At 51.8% G+C, this 19,000-nt stretch carries 15 protein-coding genes; 9 read left to right on the top strand and 6 right to left on the bottom strand.

What is annotated here, in order from left to right; translation table 11 throughout:
* Window positions 1–512: 512 nt before the first annotated feature.
* Complete coding sequence (locus ACKWMY_RS23365) at window positions 513–1,529, bottom strand: fimbrial protein (protein ID WP_409487133.1); 1,017 nt, start codon at window positions 1,527–1,529, stop codon at window positions 513–515.
* Window positions 1,530–2,117: 588 nt separating this feature from the next.
* Between ACKWMY_RS23365 and ACKWMY_RS23360 the strand changes: the two genes are divergently transcribed.
* The 3 genes from ACKWMY_RS23360 (at window position 2,118) to ACKWMY_RS23350 (ending at window position 6,093) form a co-directional block, all read left to right on the top strand.
* Window positions 2,118–2,648, top strand: coding sequence for a fimbrial protein (locus ACKWMY_RS23360; RefSeq protein WP_074030832.1), 531 nt, complete (start codon window positions 2,118–2,120; stop codon window positions 2,646–2,648).
* A 101-nt stretch (window positions 2,649–2,749) separates the two neighbouring features.
* Complete coding sequence (locus ACKWMY_RS23355; protein ID WP_196062650.1) at window positions 2,750–3,427, top strand: molecular chaperone; 678 nt, start codon at window positions 2,750–2,752, stop codon at window positions 3,425–3,427.
* 101 nt (window positions 3,428–3,528) lie between these two features.
* Window positions 3,529–6,093 carry a fimbria/pilus outer membrane usher protein gene (locus ACKWMY_RS23350; protein ID WP_409487132.1) on the top strand — a complete coding sequence of 855 codons (2,565 nt, stop codon included), beginning with the start codon at window positions 3,529–3,531 and terminating at the stop codon, window positions 6,091–6,093.
* 201 nt (window positions 6,094–6,294) lie between these two features.
* Here ACKWMY_RS23350 and yidA read toward each other — a convergent pair whose 3' ends face one another.
* From yidA to dnaA, 5 genes are all read right to left on the bottom strand, one after another.
* Window positions 6,295–7,104 (bottom strand): sugar-phosphatase, encoded by an 810-nt coding sequence (gene yidA, locus ACKWMY_RS23345; protein ID WP_409487131.1) that lies wholly within the window; start codon window positions 7,102–7,104, stop codon window positions 6,295–6,297.
* A gap of 125 nt (window positions 7,105–7,229) precedes the next feature.
* Complete coding sequence (gene gyrB, locus ACKWMY_RS23340) at window positions 7,230–9,644, bottom strand: DNA topoisomerase (ATP-hydrolyzing) subunit B (protein WP_024527357.1); 2,415 nt, start codon at window positions 9,642–9,644, stop codon at window positions 7,230–7,232.
* Between the two features lie 18 nt (window positions 9,645–9,662).
* On the bottom strand, window positions 9,663–10,748 hold the full coding sequence (gene recF / locus ACKWMY_RS23335; RefSeq protein ID WP_409487130.1) for a DNA replication/repair protein RecF: 1,086 nt from the start codon (window positions 10,746–10,748) through the stop codon (window positions 9,663–9,665).
* Between the two features lie 155 nt (window positions 10,749–10,903).
* A complete protein-coding gene (dnaN, locus tag ACKWMY_RS23330; protein WP_021181393.1) occupies window positions 10,904–12,004 on the bottom strand; it encodes a DNA polymerase III subunit beta in 1,101 nt (366 codons plus the stop codon).
* A 5-nt stretch (window positions 12,005–12,009) separates the two neighbouring features.
* Window positions 12,010–13,404, bottom strand: a complete 1,395-nt coding sequence (dnaA, locus tag ACKWMY_RS23325) for a chromosomal replication initiator protein DnaA (protein WP_021181394.1) — start codon at window positions 13,402–13,404, stop codon at window positions 12,010–12,012.
* 684 nt (window positions 13,405–14,088) lie between these two features.
* On the opposite strand from dnaA, the gene rpmH reads away from it, so the two are divergent.
* The 6 genes from rpmH to ACKWMY_RS23295 all read left to right on the top strand — a co-directional run bounded on the left by rpmH (window position 14,089) and on the right by ACKWMY_RS23295 (window position 18,914).
* The gene (gene rpmH, locus ACKWMY_RS23320) at window positions 14,089–14,229 is read left to right on the top strand and encodes a 50S ribosomal protein L34 (protein WP_004093983.1); all 141 of its coding nucleotides are present in this window, start codon (window positions 14,089–14,091) and stop codon (window positions 14,227–14,229) included.
* 18 nt (window positions 14,230–14,247) lie between these two features.
* Window positions 14,248–14,607 carry a ribonuclease P protein component gene (gene rnpA, locus ACKWMY_RS23315; protein WP_004950547.1) on the top strand — a complete coding sequence of 120 codons (360 nt, stop codon included), beginning with the start codon at window positions 14,248–14,250 and terminating at the stop codon, window positions 14,605–14,607.
* Window positions 14,571–14,828 carry a membrane protein insertion efficiency factor YidD gene (gene yidD, locus ACKWMY_RS23310; RefSeq protein ID WP_025120915.1) on the top strand — a complete coding sequence of 86 codons (258 nt, stop codon included), beginning with the start codon at window positions 14,571–14,573 and terminating at the stop codon, window positions 14,826–14,828. The genes rnpA and yidD overlap by 37 nt, the downstream gene beginning before the upstream one ends.
* 2 nt (window positions 14,829–14,830) lie before the next feature.
* Window positions 14,831–16,471, top strand: coding sequence for a membrane protein insertase YidC (yidC, locus tag ACKWMY_RS23305; RefSeq protein WP_074030826.1), 1,641 nt, complete (start codon window positions 14,831–14,833; stop codon window positions 16,469–16,471).
* Between the two features lie 113 nt (window positions 16,472–16,584).
* Window positions 16,585–17,949 carry a tRNA uridine-5-carboxymethylaminomethyl(34) synthesis GTPase MnmE gene (gene mnmE, locus ACKWMY_RS23300; protein ID WP_309047249.1) on the top strand — a complete coding sequence of 455 codons (1,365 nt, stop codon included), beginning with the start codon at window positions 16,585–16,587 and terminating at the stop codon, window positions 17,947–17,949.
* A gap of 245 nt (window positions 17,950–18,194) precedes the next feature.
* Window positions 18,195–18,914: a 4'-phosphopantetheinyl transferase family protein gene (locus tag ACKWMY_RS23295; protein WP_024527360.1), complete on the top strand. Its 720-nt coding sequence runs from the start codon at window positions 18,195–18,197 to the stop codon at window positions 18,912–18,914.
* Window positions 18,915–19,000: the final 86 nt, after the last annotated feature.

The following is a 19,000-nucleotide window of genomic DNA, read 5'->3' as shown; positions in this document are numbered from 1 at the left end:
TAACTTCTGGCTGCAATCAGGATCAGAACACCACATTCCTTATCCTGTAGCGGCCACCCTGCGTGGACACCGATACCCATGAGGTTAAGCCTCTTTATCAAAGCGGGTTCGTCTACCTGCACTGGCTTTTCCATTCAACTTAATACGGAATGACGACCTTAATAACGCTCACTTTAAAATAATCACTTAACACTCTGTTTTAATGGATTTTATCAATAATCAGCGCCTTACATCGACGCTTCATAAAATCCTACTTTCTGAGAACGCTAATGCCATCTACTAGCCGTAACGCAAACTGACTTCCTCTCGCGGGGTAAAACCCTCGTGATTATCCGCTAGAAACGCCACTTCATTATCCGCTCGCAGGCGCGGCAATCTCTCTCTATAGCAACTGCTCCGGTAGAACGCCGGTAGTCCTCTGTTGGCTTCGTCAATCATTTCCAGACATTTATCGAACGGCGAGGGGTGCACAGGGTTACTACTGAACCCTGTGACTGTCTACAGCGAAGTTGTTATTGATAAGTAAGCGTGAATGTCGCCGTCGCATTTGCCTTTCCAGGGGTTATATCATTAGAGGTTTGATAATAACGGGCCTGAAATGCGAGCGAGTTACTTCCTGATGTGGACAAACCGATTTCGACTTTGCTGCCGAGTGCTAATGGTTTGCTATCGTGCAAGATCTGGACAGCTGCACCAGTGGCGCTATTACCCGACGCGGTTAAATTCAATAATCCCTCTGCTGCATTTGGAGTATCACCGTCTATTTGGACAGTGACCCGTGTTTCAGCTGCGCATGTGAGAGGAATGGTAAAAACTTTAGTTCTAGCATCTCCGGGCCAAGAACCAACGCCCTTAAATGCATTTCTATCTACGTCTCCCATTACAACACTGATCGTGCTGCTGTCGACGCTACAGGTCAGTGTTTTTATATTGAATGAATTTATAGATACAGTAGGTTCTGGTTGCGTCCAGCTGGTTCTATTATTAAAAATAATAAATGAACCTACTTGTCGAGAACGTACAGAACCAGAGCCTGTGACCTGCGCTGTTTTATAAAGCTGTACCCCGATCTGACCTGTTATCGCCTGGGTTGATAACAAGCCATTGGCATTACAAAAAAGCCTGTTATTTGCATTCGTGTCGCCCATATTGGTTCCATCAACCCAAGCTAAGGTACCACAAGTGTTACCTGACTGCCCCTGAATTGCGTAGCCGACCCCTTCAACACCGGTAGCGTAGATTCTTTTACCATCGATTTTCGTTACGTACGTTCCAGCAGCTTTGATCCCAAAACTCTGACTAGTGATGAGCGGGGCAGTATTTGTACACTTATATGTCTCAATAAAATCTGTAGTAATTAAGTTACCAATCGGTGAACCGACGGGTAAATCTTTTCGTATCGAAATATCGGGCAAGGTGAGTGTAGTCGCCGTTGTTTGGGCCGAACATGTGAAGGCTTGGGCACAGAATGGCATGAAAAACCATACTGACACGAAGAATAAACACACCTTGAATTTTATTTTTTTCACTTATACTTTACCTGAGTTATAATGAGCGACATATGGTTATTAACTAGATACAAATTGTTACCATGGGTAGATCTTGGCGTTTTCATGCCGACAGTGCGTTGAAACAACATTTTCTATCATGTGATAAAGATAAATCGCTATCTTTGAATCAAGATCTATTATAATACTTTCCTTCACAATCGAGAATGAACTATTTTTTATTAGCGATAGAAAAAAGTAATAATATCTTGAATTAAAAAATAGTAATAATTGTAAATTACCAATCACTTTATCCTTCGCATTGATAATCAAGATTTTTCTTGATAAAAAATAAATTTTGTTATCACTGATAATTAAAAGTTTATTTACACGAATAGCATGTGGGGACTATAGTTCACCACATCAAGAAATACACAAGCATAAGTATGCGAGTTACCTTGATGTCCTCTTTAATGTATCAGCTTCGATAAATTTCTTATCGTGTTTATTGAGAGCAGCCTTTATATAAAGGCCGTTCTACACTTGTTCGCTAAAGAGTCAAACCATACTGACACCTCTTAATATAGAGAACAGTATTATTAACTAATAAAGTAAGTAAGGAATAACTTAATGAAAAAGAATATTATTGCAATGACCGTATTGGCTTCTTCTGTAGTTGGTACAACAGCATACGCTGCAGATGGGCAAATAAATTTCACCGGTGAAATCACTGATGCCGCTTGTGAAGTGACTAACTCTGTAGGTTCACCCTTGGAGGTAACGCTGGGTAAAATCTCAAAAACGGCATTCTCTTCGGTTGGCTCCAAGGTATCTACTACACAGTTTTCTCTGGAGTTGAAAAATTGCCCGGACACAGTAACCAGTGTGAAAATTAAATTTGATGGCGCGACTGTTAATGGCGACAACAGCGTATTAGCTCTGTCTCCTGATGTAGATGTTGCAGAAGGCGTTGGCATCCAGTTGTCTGACGCCAGCAACAATGTGTTGCCGTTGTTTAGCGCTTCCCAGGCTTATCCCTTGACAAAAGGTGCGGTGAATAACCTTGGTTTCACCGCGAGCTACATTGCTATCGCTGATGTTGCTGAGATTAAACCAGGTAAAGCTAACGCAACGGCTAACTTCACCATTAATTACAACTAAGGTCTGAGCAGCCCATTATTTGGGCTATAGCGTAAATATTGTGAACCCTGGCCGACACAAAAATGGGTTGGCCTATTTTTTTATAGATATTGGAGTCTCTTATGAAATTTTCCCCTATTACTCTACTGACGACATTGCTGGTGATCAGCAGTACTGCGCAGGCAGGTGTGGTTATCGGCGGTACACGTCTGATTTATGACGGTAGCAAGAAGGAATCTTCACTGGCCGTCAGCAACCCAGACAAAGTGCCCTACCTAATCCAGAGCTGGGTTGAGAACGACGTGGACGGCGCTAAAAAAGCCCCTTTCATGATCACTCCACCACTGTTCCGTTTAAATGCAGGGCAGGAAAACTTGATGCGTGTTGTCCGTGTGGGCGGCAATCTACCAGAAGATAAGGAATCACTGTTCTGGCTCAACATTAAATCCATCCCATCAACGGTAAAGGATGAGAGCAAGAATACTCTACAAATTGCGGTGAAAACACGTATCAAGCTGATTTACAGGCCTAAGAACCTGAAAGGCACCCCAGAAGAAGTGACTGACAAACTGATTTGGCAGCGTAATGGCAACACTCTGCAAGTCACCAACCCTACCTCTTTTTACATGAACTTCCAGCAAGTGAAAGTGACCGGTAAAGAAGTGAAAGAGGCAACTTATGTCGCACCAGGTGATACGGCGAGATTTACATTGCCAGCAGGAGCTACCGGCAACAGCGTAAGCTGGATGATTATCAGTGATTACGGTGCCGTGGGCAAAGAACATGTGAGCAAAATGTAACTATCTTAAGTAAAAATAAATTATCCAAGAAATTCAGCACGCACTCAAAAATGCTAATACAACGGTCGAACAGTTTCCTTGCAAACAATGGATTAAAACGGATGAATAATAAAAATTATATACACCGCTTACTACGTGTCAGCAAGTGGGGGTATTTAATTACCGCTCAATTAACTTTATTGGCTAGCGTATCTTTCGATGCACAGGCTCAGGACTATTTTAATCCAGCGTTGCTTGAGATTGATAATTCACATCAAGGCAGCGCAGATCTGAGCGTATTTGAAGATAGTAATATGCAGATCCCGGGCACTTATCGAGTTGATATTTATCTCAACAAAGAACGCCAGAGCACAAGTGATGTTGAGTTCAAAGCGTCGAAAGATAAAGAAGGTAAAGAAAGCCTGCAACCTTGCCTGAGCGTTGAACAATTACAAGCTATGGGGGTAAGAACAGAACTGTTTACCAACATCAGTGATGTGGAAAACCAGTGTGCTAATTTAGGTGCAATTCCGCAGGCCAGTGCTGAATTTCGCTTCAGCGCTCAGCAGTTGCTGCTGAGTGTTCCACAGGCAGCCATGTCGCAGAAGGCTCGTGGCTATGTACCTGAAGAACAGTGGGATAATGGCATTTCAGCCTTTTTGTTAAACTACAGTCTGAAAGGTGCCACTGCCAGTACGAACAACGCTAACAGCAGCAGTCAGTTTGCCAACCTGCGGCCCGGTATAAATATCGGGCCCTGGAGGTTACGCAACTATACCACTTGGCAACGTGATAATAGCGGGCAGGATAAATGGAATACTGTCTACTCATACGCACAACGCGACGTCATCGCGCTGAAGAGTCGACTGATTCTGGGGGACAGTACTTCGCCAAGCGACGTGTTTGACAGCGTACCGTTCCGTGGTGCACAGATGGCGTCGGACGATGACATGATACCCGACAGCCTGAAAGGCTATGCCCCGGTAGTACGTGGCGTGGCGCGAACCAATGCTCAGGTTGTCATTCGCCAGAACGGCTATGTGATTTACCAGAGTTTTGTAGCTCCAGGTGCATTTGAAATCAATGATATGTACCCGACCGGCAGCAGCGGTGACCTGTTTGTGACAATCAAAGAAGCCGACGGCAGTGAGCAACAACTTGTCATACCATTTGCTTCACTTCCCGTACTGCAGCGTGAAGGATATTTCAAATATACCTTAACCGGTGGGCAATATCGTTCCTATGACAGCAAAGTGGCTCAGACGCCTTTCAGCCAACTGACGGGTATATACGGTCTGCCTCACGGCTTAACCGCCTATGGCGGTGTGCAATTTGCGAATAATTACCAGTCAGTGGCAATCGGTTTGGGTAAAAACCTTGGCCGTTTCGGCGCACTTTCCACTGATATCACCCATACCAGGTCTACGCAGCAGGATCAGCCAGATGAGAGTGGCCAATCATTACGTATCCGCTATAGCAAGAATATTGTTCAGACAGGAACCAACCTTGCGATTGCCGGATATCGATACTCAACCGACGGCTACTACAGCCTGCAAGAGGTTATGGATACCTATCGAAATGAAGGTGTGCAGTCGCAGATGGAACGCAGGCGCAACCGTTCCGAAGTGACACTCAGTCAAAACCTGTGGGAAGGCGCTGGTGCTTTATCTTTGAGCTGGGTGAGCGAGGACTATTGGAACAACAACCGAACCATGCGTTCTATCGGTACCGGTTACAATAACAGTTGGAATGGCATCAATTATGGATTTTCTTACAACTACAACGAAGATTCAGTAGCTAGCGGCAACAATAGGGGAAACAGCGGGCGCACCTACGAACGTGATCAGGTATTTTCCTTCAATGTAAGCGTGCCACTCAATCGTTGGATGGGAAATAGCTATGCCACCTATAGCATGAGCACTAGTCAGAAAAACGCCACAACAAACACTGTGGGCCTGAGTGGTACCGCGTTGACGAACAACAATCTGAACTGGAGTATGCAGCAAGGGCACGTCAACCAGGGCGGGGGCAGCACGACTAACCTGAATGCAGATTATCGCGGAACCTACGGCCAAATCAACGCTGGTTACGCCTATGAACCAAATAGCCAAAGGCTGAGCTATGGCCTGCAGGGTGGTATTGTAGCGCATGAGGATGGAGTGACTTTTGGCCAGCAACTGGGAGAAACAACTGTACTGGTAAAGGCGCAGGGTGCTGCCGGTGTGAGTGTAGGCAACCAAGCGGGGGTTAAAACCGACGGGCGTGGCTACGCCATCGTCCCTTATGGCACTCCTTACCGTAAAAATCAGGTGCAGTTAAATACCGAAACGCTACCGTATGAGGTTGATATAGTGCAAAACACCCAAAGTGTTGTTCCTACTCGGGGAGCTTTAGTCCGCGCCACCTTCGAGGCTAACGTCGGACAACGTGCGATGATGACAGTGTTACGGAAAGATGGAACCCCTGTACCGTTCGGCGCAACAGTGACTAATCAGGCACAGAAAACCGAACAGGGTTTTATCGTTGGAGACAACGGTCAAGTGTATCTGACTGGTCTTGCTGAACGCGGTGTTGTTAATGTTCAGTGGGGCAATGGCACAGAGCAGAAATGCCAAGTCAGTTACTCGTTGACCAAAAAAGCACAAAATACGATGAATGTTCCTGAGCTAAGCGGACAGTGCAAATGATTATACCGATAGATTATCGAAATCACTGCCGGTGTGGCATTGGCTGCCGCCTGCTAATTGGTTCTCGAGTTTAGGGGAAAAAAGTGGCGGTTGTGTTGTGCTGGAAAAATACCTGCAGGCTATTGTCCCCCAACCCTTATGTCTTGATCTTCTCCGCTAAGGCGGAGAAGATCAAGACATAAGGGTTGGGGTGAGGGGCAACTACAGCACAAACTTCTCGATCGCCAGTGCGACGCCGTCTTCGGTATTGGTGCCGGTCACGTGCTGGGCAATTTCCTTTAATTCTGGAATAGCATTGCCCATCGCTACGCCCATCCCGGCATACTCGATCATCGCAATATCATTAGCCTGATCGCCTAACGCCATCACGTTTTCCTGCTTGATACCCAAATGTTCGGCCAGCATTCTGACGCCCGCGCCCTTATCCACATTCTTATGCAGGATCTCCAGGAAGTAAGGGGCGCTTTTCATGATGGTGTAGCGATCCCAGGCCTCTGAAGGCAAGCGGGCTATCGCGCTATCCAGCAATTCTGGCTCATCAATCATCATTACCTTCGGGAAACGCATAGTGCGCTCCATCTCTTCCACGCTGCGGTATTTCAGCGGGATACCGGTCATTTGGGATTCATGGACGGTATATTTGCCAATGTCTTTATTCGGCGTGTAGAGGGTATCAAAATCAAACGCCTGGTAATGAACGCCGAACTCCCGTGCCAACTGCTCAAAATAGAGATAATCGTCAAAGCCAAGGGTTTCTTGCAGCACACAAGCCCCGTCTGTCGCCTTCAGCACCAAGGCACCGTTATAGGTGATGCAGAAATCGCCCTCACCCTGAATATCCAACTGACGCAGATAGTCCTGCACGCCGACATAAGGCCGCCCGGTAGCCAGCACCACATGCACGCCTTTAGCGCGCGCGGCGGTCAGCGCCTGCTTTACCGCTGGCGTAATCTGGTGCTGCGGATTGAGCAGCGTGCCGTCCATATCAATTGCAATCAGTTCAATAGCCATTCGAGTGTCTCCCAGTGGTTTTTTCTCATGCTAACGCGTTTCAGCTTGCCTTGTTAGTGCTAAAAACGGCATAAAAAAATCCGCGCGGGCGAACCGGCGCGGATTTTTAATAGCCAAATAAGGCGTTAGATATCGATATTCGCCGCTTTCAGGGCGTTTTCTTCGATAAAGGCACGACGTGGTTCAACCGCATCGCCCATCAGGGTGGTGAACAGCTGATCGGCTGCAATAGCGTCTTTCACCGCTACGCGCAGCATACGCCGCTGATCGGGATCCATGGTAGTTTCCCACAGCTGATCCGGGTTCATTTCGCCCAGCCCTTTATAGCGCTGGATCGACAGGCCACGGCGCGACTCTTTCACCAGCCATTCTAATGCCTGTTCGAAGCTGTCTACCGGCTGGCGACGTTCGCCACGTTCGATATAAGCATCTTCTTCCAGCAGGCCGCGCAGTTTTTCACCCAGCGCGCAGATCCTGCGGTATTCACCACCGCGGATAAATTCAAAGTCCAGCGGGTAGTCGGTATCCACACCATGGGTACGGATACGCAGCACCGGTTCGAACATCTGGCGCTCACGGTTTTCAACCAGCACCGAGCTGTAGCTGCTGCCGTGCTGCTCGTTATCGTTGAGCAATTTCACCAGCGATTCGATCCAGTTTTCCACCTTGGCACGGTCGCTCAGATCGTCTTCGTTCAAGGTTGGCTGGTAGATCAGGTTGTTCAGCAACGCGCGTGGATAGCGGCGTTCCATCCGGCCAATCTGTTTCTGCACGGCGTAATGTTCAGCCACCAGCTTCTCTAACGGCTCACCCGCCAAGGCTGGTGCAGAACCGTTGGTGTGCAGGGTCGCGCCGTCGAGGGCGATGGAAATCTGATACTGATCCATCGCTTCGTCGTCTTTGATGTACTGCTCCTGCTTGCCTTTTTTCACCTTGTACAACGGCGGCTGGGCAATATACACATGGCCACGCTCGATGATTTCCGGCATCTGACGATAGAAGAAGGTCAACAGCAGCGTACGGATGTGCGAGCCGTCGACGTCGGCATCGGTCATGATAATGATGCTGTGATAACGCAGTTTGTCCGGGTTGTATTCGTCACGGCCAATGCCGCAGCCCAGCGCGGTGATCAGCGTGGCAACTTCCTGTGAGGACAGCATCTTGTCGAAGCGGGCTTTCTCAACGTTGAGGATTTTCCCTTTCAGCGGCAAGATCGCCTGGTTCTTACGGTTACGGCCCTGCTTGGCTGAGCCGCCCGCAGAGTCCCCTTCCACCAGGTAGAGTTCGGACAACGCCGGGTCACGTTCCTGACAGTCCGCCAGTTTGCCTGGCAAGCCAGCCAAATCCAGCGCACCTTTACGGCGGGTCATTTCACGCGCTTTACGCGCCGCTTCACGAGCACGGGCCGCATCGATGATTTTACCAACCACGATTTTGGCGTCTGCTGGGTTTTCCATCAGGTAATCCACCAGCTTCTCGTTCATCAGTGATTCGACCGCCGTTTTCACTTCCGAAGACACCAGCTTGTCTTTGGTCTGGGAAGAGAATTTAGGATCGGGCACTTTCACCGACACCACGGCAATCAGACCTTCACGCGCATCGTCACCGGTGGCGCTGATTTTGGACTTTTTGCTGTAGCCTTCTTTATCCATGTAGGTGTTCAGGGTACGGGTCATCGCGGCACGGAAGCCGGCCAGGTGAGTCCCCCCATCACGCTGCGGGATGTTGTTGGTGAAGCAGTAGATGTTTTCCTGGAAACCATCGTTCCACTGCAGCGCCACTTCCACACCGATATCGTCTTTCACGGTTGAGAAGTAGAACACCGTTGGGTGGATCGGCGTCTTGTTCTTGTTCAGGTATTCCACAAACGCACGGATACCGCCTTCATAATGGAAGTGGTCTTCTCTGTCGTTGCGCTTGTCTTTCAGGCGAATAGAGACGCCCGAGTTGAGGAACGACAGTTCACGCAGGCGCTTGGCTAGGATGTCGTACTCAAACTCGACGTTATTGGTAAAGGTCTGGAAGCTCGGCCAGAAGCGTAGGGTAGTCCCAGTCTGGTCGGTTTCACCGACGACTTTTAGTGGGGCCTGTGGTTCGCCATGCTTGTAAGTTTGCTCATGGACCTTGCCTTCGCGGCGGATCACCAGTTCCAGCTTTTCTGACAGGGCGTTAACAACCGAAACGCCTACGCCGTGCAGACCGCCGGAAACCTTATAGGAGTTGTCGTCAAACTTACCGCCGGCGTGCAGTACGGTCATGATGACCTGTGCCGCAGACACCCCTTCCTCTTCGTGGATACCGGTTGGGATACCACGGCCATCATCCTGCACCGAGACGGAGTTGTCGGCGTGGATCGTCACCTGAATGTCGCTACAGTGGCCAGCGAGTGCTTCGTCGATAGCGTTGTCCACGACCTCGAATACCATGTGGTGCAGACCGGTGCCGTCATCAGTATCACCGATATACATGCCCGGACGCTTACGTACCGCATCCAGCCCTTTTAATACCTTGATACTTGAGGAGTCATAAGAATTCGACATCAACGTTTCTCGCTCATTTTAGTCCTGTGGTTGAACCTCTATTTTACCTTGTTCCACGCGGAACATCTTGCCCTTTTCACCCATCATGTCGGTTACTTGTTCAGCGCTTACCGCACTGACAAAAACCTGAGCCTGGGTGGCTTTCAGGCGATCGGCCAGCAACCGGCGACGGCCGGTGTCCAGCTCGGAGGCAAAATCATCAATCAGATACAGGCAACGCCGCCCGCTCTGGCGGGTGAGAAACTCACCCTGCGCCAAGCGCAATGCGCACATCAGCAGTTTAAGCTGACCGCGCGATAACAAATCCTCTACCGGCGTGCCTTCGGCACGAATGCGGAAGTCCGCTTTATGCGGCCCCACCGCGGTATAGGTTAACGCCCTGTCGCGCTCAAACTGGCGCTCCAGCAGCTCTCCGTAGTCGCTCTCTTTGTCCCAGCCACGCTGGAAAGAGAAACTCAGGGCAAATTCGGGCAAAAACTGCGCGCAGGTCGCGGTGATATCCGCGGCAATTGCATCGCTGTAAGCTGCCCGCCACTCGCTGATACGCTCGGCCAACGGGATCAGTTCCTGATCCCAGGCGCGGATCTGCGCATAGCGATTGACCTGGCGCAGCGCGGCATTGCGCTGCTTCAGTAACCTTTTCAGGTTGCTCCAGGCGGTGAAAAAACCGGGTTCGTTGTGAAAACACCCCCAGTCCAGGAAGGCACGCCGATACTTCGGCCCGCCATTAAGCAGGGTAAAACCTTCGGGGGTGATCAACTGCATGGGCAGTAGCTGTGCCAGCTCTGCCACCTTATGGCCATCGCTGCCATCGATGCGCACTTTGCTGTCACCCTGACGGCTTTTACTCAGTCCTACCGATAATTCGCGCCCGCTGCCTTCGATCCGGCCATGCAACACAAACTCCGGCTGATCGTGGCGGATCACTCGCCCGGCCTGCAGGCTGCGAAATGCGCGCCCATGGCCAAGGGTATACACCGCCTCCAGCACGCTGGTCTTGCCGCTGCCGTTGGCCCCCACCAGGAAGTTAAACCCAGGGGCAGGTGCCAGATCGGCAACTTCGATATTGCGGAAATCTTTAATCAGTAAGCGCGTCAGAGCCATACTGTAGTTGTCTTAATCATCTAACAATCCAGGGCGTTATCGTCGCAGGTCATTTGCGTGCGGCCAGCGCACAGCAACCGCAGCGTACTTAAAGTACGTGAGGATTGCGAGCACTGCCCAATCGCAAAGGGGCAAGTAAGATAGCCCGATAATTTCTACAGTCGCATTGGCATGACGACGTAGGCGGCAGACTTACTGGCACCGTCTTCGATCTGCACGCTGGAAACGGAATCGGTCAGCAGCAGGCGCACATCTTCACACTTGAGCGCGTTCAGCACGTCCAGCACATAGCTGACGTTGAAACCAATTTCCATCTCGGTGCCATCATAGCTGACATCGAGGATCTCTTCCGCCTCTTCCTGTTCCGGGTTGTTGGCGGTGATCTTGAGCTGGTTCTGGCTGACGTACAGGCGCACACCGCGGAACTTTTCGTTCGACAGAATGGCCGCACGGGCAAACGCCTGCTTGAGCAGGTCACAGCCCGCCTCCAGCGTTTTGTCCGGATTTTTCGGCAATACGCGGCGATAATCAGGGAAACGGCCATCAACCAGCTTGGAGGTGAAGATAAAGTCACCGACGTGAGCGCGGATGTTGTTGCTGCCAATCTGCACCCGTAGCGGCGTATCACCACCGTCCAGCAAGCGGACCAGCTCCATCACCCCTTTACGCGGCACGATCACCGAATGAGTAGGCAACTGCTGGCCAATCGGCATCGAACACACCGCCAGGCGGTGGCCGTCGGTAGCCACGGTGCGCAGCTCTTCCCCTTCGGTTTCAAACAGCATACCGTTCAGGTAATAACGCACATCCTGATGAGCCATCGAAAACTGGGTGGCTTCGATCAGGCGCTTTAACGTCGCCTGCGGCAAGGTGAACTCCACCTCGCTCTGCCAATCATCCAGATTCGGGAAGTCTATCGCCGGCAGCGTGGACAGCGAGAAGCGGCTGCGGCCAGAACGCACCAGCATACGGTCGCCTTCGAGGATCACCGTAATCTCAGCCCCTTCCGGCAGGCCACGGCAGATATCAAAGAATTTACGCGCGGGGACGGTCGTCGCGCCCGCTTCATGGGGCTGAGACAGGGCAACGCGGGCCACCATCTCCATCTCCAGATCGGTACCTGTCAGCAACAGGGAACCTTCCGTCACCTGCAGCAGCAGGTTACCCAGAATTGGCAGCGTCGGGCGGCCACCCAGTGGGCTGCTCACCTGTTGCAGCGGTTTTAGCAGATGCTCACGTTCAACGATAAATTTCATATGGGCTATGACGACAATGTTCTGATTAAATTGGAGAAATCTTCTTTGATGTCGTGACTTTCCTCACGCAGCTGCTCAATCTTCCGGCAGGCGTGCAACACCGTAGTATGGTCGCGGCCACCAAACGCATCGCCGATTTCTGGCAGGCTGTGGTTGGTGAGCTCTTTTGCCAATGCCATCGCCATCTGGCGCGGGCGGGCAACCGAGCGCGAACGCCGTTTAGACAGCAGGTCCGCGATTTTGATTTTGTAGTACTCGGCCACCGTCTTCTGGATATTGTCGATGGTGACCAGCTTTTCCTGCAACGCCAGCAGATCCCGCAGCGCTTCACGCACGAAATCGATGGTGATGGCGCGGCCAGTGAAGTTGGCGTTGGCGATCACCCGGTTCAGCGCCCCTTCGAGCTCACGCACGTTGGAACGCAGGCGTTTGGCGATAAAGAACGCCACTTCGCCCGGCAGACGGATATCGTTCTCGTCGGCCTTTTTCATCAGGATCGCGACGCGGGTTTCCAGTTCCGGCGGCTCTATCGCCACCGTCAGGCCCCAGCCGAAGCGGGATTTCAAACGATCTTCCACCCCGTTGATCTCTTTTGGATAGCGATCCGAGGTCAGGATGATCTGTTGATTACCTTCCAACAGGGCGTTAAAGGTATGGAAGAACTCTTCCTGTGAACGCTCTTTGTTGGCAAAGAATTGAATATCATCGATCAGCAACGCATCCACCGAGCGGTAGTAGCGTTTGAATTCTTCAATGGCGTTATTTTGCAGCGCCTTGACCATGTCCTGCACAAAGCGTTCCGAGTGCATATACACCACTTTGGCATTGGCCTTACGCGCCATGATGCCGTTGCCTACCGCATGCAACAGGTGCGTTTTACCCAGGCCGGTACCGCCATACAGGAACAGTGGGTTATAAGCGCCCCCCGGATTGTCTGCCACCTGCCGCGCCGCAGCACGAGCCAGCTGGTTAGACTTACCCTCAACGAAGTTATCGAAGGTGTGCTTGGGGTTGACGTTGGAACGATAGGACAGCTCAGGCGGCGGTGCCGCATTGTCCCAGCTTGGGCGGGACGGTGCAGCCGTGCGCACCACCGGGGCAACCGGAGCGCTGTTGACGCTGGCCATCACGGGCTGGCTGAGGGTTTGTGTCAGTGGCTTGCTGCCCACCTCAAAACGCAACAGCGGCGCATCCGTACCGCAGAAATCATTCAACAGGCCATTGATATTGTTTAAGTACTTATCGCGAACCCAATCCAGCACAAAACGATTGGGCGCATACAGCGCCAGGGTATTGTCACTCAGTTCCGCCTGCAATGGGCGTATCCACATACTAAATTCTGTGGCAGGTAACTCATCCTGCAATCGGGCAAGACACTGCTGCCAAAGCGAAAGTGACACGGCGGACTCCACTCGAACAAGATCAATAAAAAGAAAAGAATCAGGCTACTTTTTTATAACTCATGATTTTTGACACACGCCCGGTATTGGCTGAAAAACCTGTAGGGTATGCGAACCGCCTTTCACGGTTTATGCCCTTAACGATCCTGATTTGGGATCGCGATCGGAATGACGGATCATAGCGCAATCTGCGCAAGAGATCCTCCCCTTCATCACAGATTAGATCCATTTTATCCACAGCCCGTGAAGAGTGGCCAGTTTTTAACCAGCCCTGGATCGACACCGATGAGATCTGAGCCTGTGGGGCCGGGTTTTAGCGCCTTTCACAGGTTATACCTGGTTATCCACGCGGATCCTTGCAGAAAACACGCAGGATCGTACGGAGATCCTTGTGATTTACCCCCGAGTCCGTATAATCTTCGCCCACGTGTGATACCTGGTTCCTTAATGGTGAGTCATTTAGCCAAGACAGGATTCTGCGGTGACCACGGGCCAACACCGGATTTTACTCCGAATTGGCAGACAACCAGGTAGGCTAGCGCGATGTGAATTGACTCAGGACTGTACAATTATTACAATCCCGCCTCTTTATGTATTGCGATTGAGGCGTCGGTCATCTTCACGCCGAGTAGCCAAACGCATTTGACTTATCAGTATTTCATTTAAGTTTAGGTAGAAATCGCTATGAAACGCACTTTCCAACCGTCCGTACTGAAGCGTAACCGTAGCCACGGTTTCCGTGCTCGTATGGCCACCAAGAATGGTCGTCAAGTTCTGGCCCGCCGTCGTGCGAAAGGCCGTACTCGTCTGACTGTTTCTAAGTAATAAAAGCTAACCCGCTGAGTGGTTAAGCTCGCTTTTCCTAGGGAGTTACGTTTGTTAACTCCCACTCATTTCACTTTCGTCTTCCAGCAGCCACAACGGGCTGGCACGCCGCAAATCACCATCCTCGGCCGCCTGAACCAGCTGGGGCATCCCCGCATCGGTCTTACCGTCGCCAAAAAACACGTCAAGCGCGCGCATGAACGCAACCGGATCAAACGCCTAACCCGCGAGAGCTTCCGTTTACGTCAGCACGAACTACCGGCGATGGATTTTGTGGTGGTGGCCAAAAAAGGGATAGCGGATTTGGATAATCGTGCACTGACGGAAGCTTTGGAAAAATTATGGCGTCGCCACTGTCGCCAGGCTCCCGCATCCTGATCGGGCTGGTTCGGGCGTATCAGCTCGTGCTCAGCCCGCTGCTTGGGCCACGTTGTCGCTTCCAGCCGACATGTTCTCATTACGCAATTGAGGCATTACGCAGGTTTGGCATGTTAAAAGGCAGTTGGTTGACATTGAAACGCGTATTAAAATGCCACCCTTTGAACCCAGGTGGCGATGATCCCGTGCCGCCGAAAACCGACGATAACAGAGAACACTAACGATGGATTCGCAACGCAATCTTCTCCTCATCGCTCTGCTGTTCGTGTCTTTCATGATCTGGCAGGCCTGGCAAGTGGACAACGCTCCGCAACCAGCAGCCACCCAGACCACGCAACAGACTGCGAACCCAGCAACCGGTGATGCCGCAAGTTCAGCTGTACCAGGCAGTGGCCAGGGTAAACTGATCACCGTTAACACTGACGTGCTGTCGCTGACCATCAATACCCGTGGTGGCGATATCGAGCAGGCTAAACTGTTGGCCTACCCGGATACCCTGGGTTCATCGACTCCATTTACGCTGCTGGAATCCACTCCGTCATTCGTCTACCAGGCACAAAGCGGCCTGACGGGCAGAGACGGCCCGGATAACCCGGCAAACGGCGAGCGTCCTCTGTTTGAGGCGGCGCAGGATACCTTCACGCTGGCTGATGGCCAGGATGAACTGCGTATTCCGCTGACCTTTACCGGCAAAGACGGCTCGGTCTTCACCAAGACCTTTGTGCTCAAGCGTAACCATTATGCCGTTGGCGTGGACTACTCCATCGTCAACAAAAGCGCGACTCCGCTGGAACTGACCCTGTTTGGCCAGTTGAAGCAGACCACCGACTTGCCTAAGCATCGTGACACCGGCAGCAACAACTTTGCGCTGCATACCTTCCGTGGTGCGGCTTACTCTTCCAGCGACAACAAATACCAAAAGTATGCGTTCGACAAGGATGAGAATCTGAACGTCACCACCCAGGGCGGCTGGATTGCGATGTTGCAACAGTACTTCGCCACCGCGTGGGTGCCGCAGACTCAGGGCGTCAACACGTTCTATACCTCTAAGCCAGGTACCAACCTGTCTGCCATCGGCTTTAAAGCTGAGCCAGTAATTGTACAGCCAGGTGCTGAGAAGCAGCTGAATGCAACCCTGTGGGTTGGCCCAGAGCTGCAAGATCAGATGGCCCAACTGGCACCGCATCTGGATCTGACCGTTGATTACGGCTGGCTGTGGTTCATCTCCCAACCGCTGTTCAAACTGCTGAAGTTCATTCACAGTTTCATCGGCAACTGGGGCTTCTCGATCATCATCATCACCTTCATCGTGCGCGGCATCATGTACCCGCTGACCAAAGCGCAGTACACCTCGATGGCCAAAATGCGCATGCTGCAGCCAAAACTGCAGGCGATGCGTGAACGTATCGGTGATGACAAGCAGCGTATGAGCCAGGAAATGATGGCGTTGTACAAAGCTGAGAAGGTGAACCCGTTAGGGGGTTGCTTGCCGCTGGTTATCCAGATGCCAATCTTCCTGGCCCTGTACTACATGCTGATGGGCTCGGTTGAGCTGCGTCATGCGCCGTTCATCTGGTGGATCCATGACCTGTCGGCGCAAGACCCGTACTACATCCTGCCAGTGCTGATGGGTGTGACCATGTACTTCATCCAGAAGATGTCACCAACCACCGTGACTGACCCGATGCAGCAGAAAATCATGACCTTTATGCCGGTGATCTTCACAGTGTTCTTCCTGTGGTTCCCGTCTGGTCTGGTGCTGTACTATATCGTCAGTAACCTGGTGACCATCGTCCAGCAGCAGCTGATTTACCGCGGGCTGGAAAAACGTGGTCTGCACAGCCGCGACAAGAAGAAAGTCTAGTCTTGTTTTAGGCAACATCCGTAGGGGCCAGTGCCCCTACGACACCAGCCACGTTGCCAGTAGAGGCGGTCATTAGACCGCCTTTTTGCATATTGTCAGAGAGATAAACCGCTATGAACACCACCGATACCATCGCTGCTCTTGCTACTCCGCCCGGACGCGGCGGTGTCGGCATCCTGCGCATTTCAGGCCGCGGAGCCAAGGACGTTGCCCTGGCGGTACTCGGTAAACTGCCTAAGCCGCGTTATGCCGATTATCTGCCGTTCCGTGACGCCGAAAGCAGCACGCTGGATCAGGGGATTGCACTGTGGTTCCCCGGCCCCAATTCCTTTACCGGTGAAGACGTGCTGGAACTACAGGGCCACGGTGGGCCGGTGATCCTCGATCTGCTGCTCAAGCGCGTGTTGGCGCTGCCAGACGTGCGGATTGCCCGCCCAGGAGAGTTCTCGGAGCGCGCTTTCCTCAATGACAAGCTGGATTTAGCCCAGGCTGAAGCCATTGCCGATCTGATTGATGCCAGTTCCGAACAGGCAGCCCGTTCAGCGATGAACTCGCTGCAAGGCGCTTTTTCCATCCGTATCCATCAGCTTGTGGAAGCGCTCACTCACCTGCGCATCTATGTAGAAGCGGCGATCGACTTCCCGGATGAGGAGATCGACTTCCTTTCGGACGGTAAAATCGAAGCTCAGCTGAACGGCGTGATGGCCGATCTGGACGGCGTACGAGCCGAAGCGCGTCAAGGCAGCCTGCTGCGTGAAGGGATGAAGGTAGTGATCGCCGGGCGGCCCAACGCTGGCAAATCGAGCCTGCTCAATGAGCTGGCAGGGCGTGAAGCGGCTATCGTCACCGACATTGCAGGTACCACGCGCGATGTGTTGCGCGAACATATTCATATCGATGGCATGCCACTGCACATTATCGATACCGCCGGGCTGCGGGAAGCCAGCGACGAAGTTGAGCGTATCGGCATCGAACGTGCCTGGAACGAGATCGAACAGGCGGATCGCGTGCTGTTTATGGTGGATGGCACCACCACCGACGCCACCGAACCCGCCGAGATCTGGCCAGAATTTATGGCGCGCCTGCCAAGTACCTTGCCAATCACCGTCGTGCGCAACAAGGCCGACATTACCGGCGAGACATTGGGCCTGAGCGAAGTAAATGGTCACTCACTAATTCGCCTGTCGGCGCGTACCGGTGAGGGGATCGACCTGCTGCGTGACCATCTGAAGCAGAGTATGGGTTTCACCAGCAATATGGAAGGCGGCTTCCTGGCCCGCCGCCGTCATTTGCAAGCACTGGAGCAGGCGGCACAGCATCTGGTGCAGGGTAAAGAACAGTTAGTGAGCGCTTACGCGGGGGAGTTGCTGGCCGAAGAACTGCGGTTGGCACAGCAGGCATTGAGCGAAATCACCGGGGAGTTTACCTCCGATGACCTGCTCGGGCGCATCTTCTCCAGCTTCTGTATTGGTAAGTAACCCAAGGTTCAGATACACGACCTCTTCAGCGTCCAAAGCCAAGCATTAACTCACTGTTTATGCTTGGCTTTATTTCTACACCCGCCAAAGTCTGCCCCGCGCCGCACTCCTGCCACTCCGCTGTTTTTTCATTCAACAGAAGAATAATTAAGAAAAAGATCATGCGAATTCTTAATGAAAAATCTTAACGTAATGCTTACTCTAGCACTCCAGTTTTTTTATGAGCCTCGGTCATGGAGTGAACAATGGCTTGTCATTTTATCCGATGGGATACGGTTGCAGAGCGTTTAGAGACCCATCGGCTACCTAAAGACCTGATCGAAAGAACTGCTAGCTTCTCCGTCAAGCGCCGTCGGCGTTTTTTGCAAGGCCGGATCCTGTTGGCCGAAATGATATTTTATTTGTATGGTATCCCGGTACTTCCCCCCATTGCTACGGCACCGACCGGGCGACCGTGCTTTGCCGATCATCATCTACCTGACTTCAGCCTCGCCTATGCTGGCAATACCATAGGCGTGCTACTGAGCCTGGAAGGCAAGGTAGGGTTGGATATTGAGGTGATGCGCGCGCGGAGTCACAACCTGCTGCATCAATACTCCAGCACCACAGAGAACGCCTGGATTGCGGCACAGCACGACCGTTTGGAAGCTGAAACCCAACTGTGGAGCATTCGCCAATGCGTGCTGAAACTGGCCGGCTTGGGTAACAGCGGCCAGGGTTTGCTGAATTTGCACCCTTTTTCCGGCCAATTACGCTGCAACACCCTACCCAACGTGCACGTCATGAGTGATGCAGGTGAGTATCTCAGCTGGGCCTGTGCCCATCAGCCTGGCTTGGATCGGCTGATCTGCTGGCAATATGACGAAAGCCAGGGCTTACAGAAATGCGACGAAATTTCATCACGTAACCCACCTCCCTCCACGCACTTTTTGAAATTGACCAGCCTCGCTTCTGTTACACGTTGAAAGCACCGATTTAACGTCTGTCTTCGGGGGAATATACAAAACAAAACTTTCCTTAACGCATGATTTACTGCTTTGAATTGTAAAAA

Origin of the sequence: Serratia sp. J2 (assembly GCF_046269175.1) — a bacterium.
Taxonomy (GTDB): Bacteria; Pseudomonadota; Gammaproteobacteria; order Enterobacterales; family Enterobacteriaceae; genus Chania; species Chania fonticola_C.
Note: the sequence above shows the minus strand (reverse complement) of the source record. Positions and strands in the feature narration are given on the sequence as shown.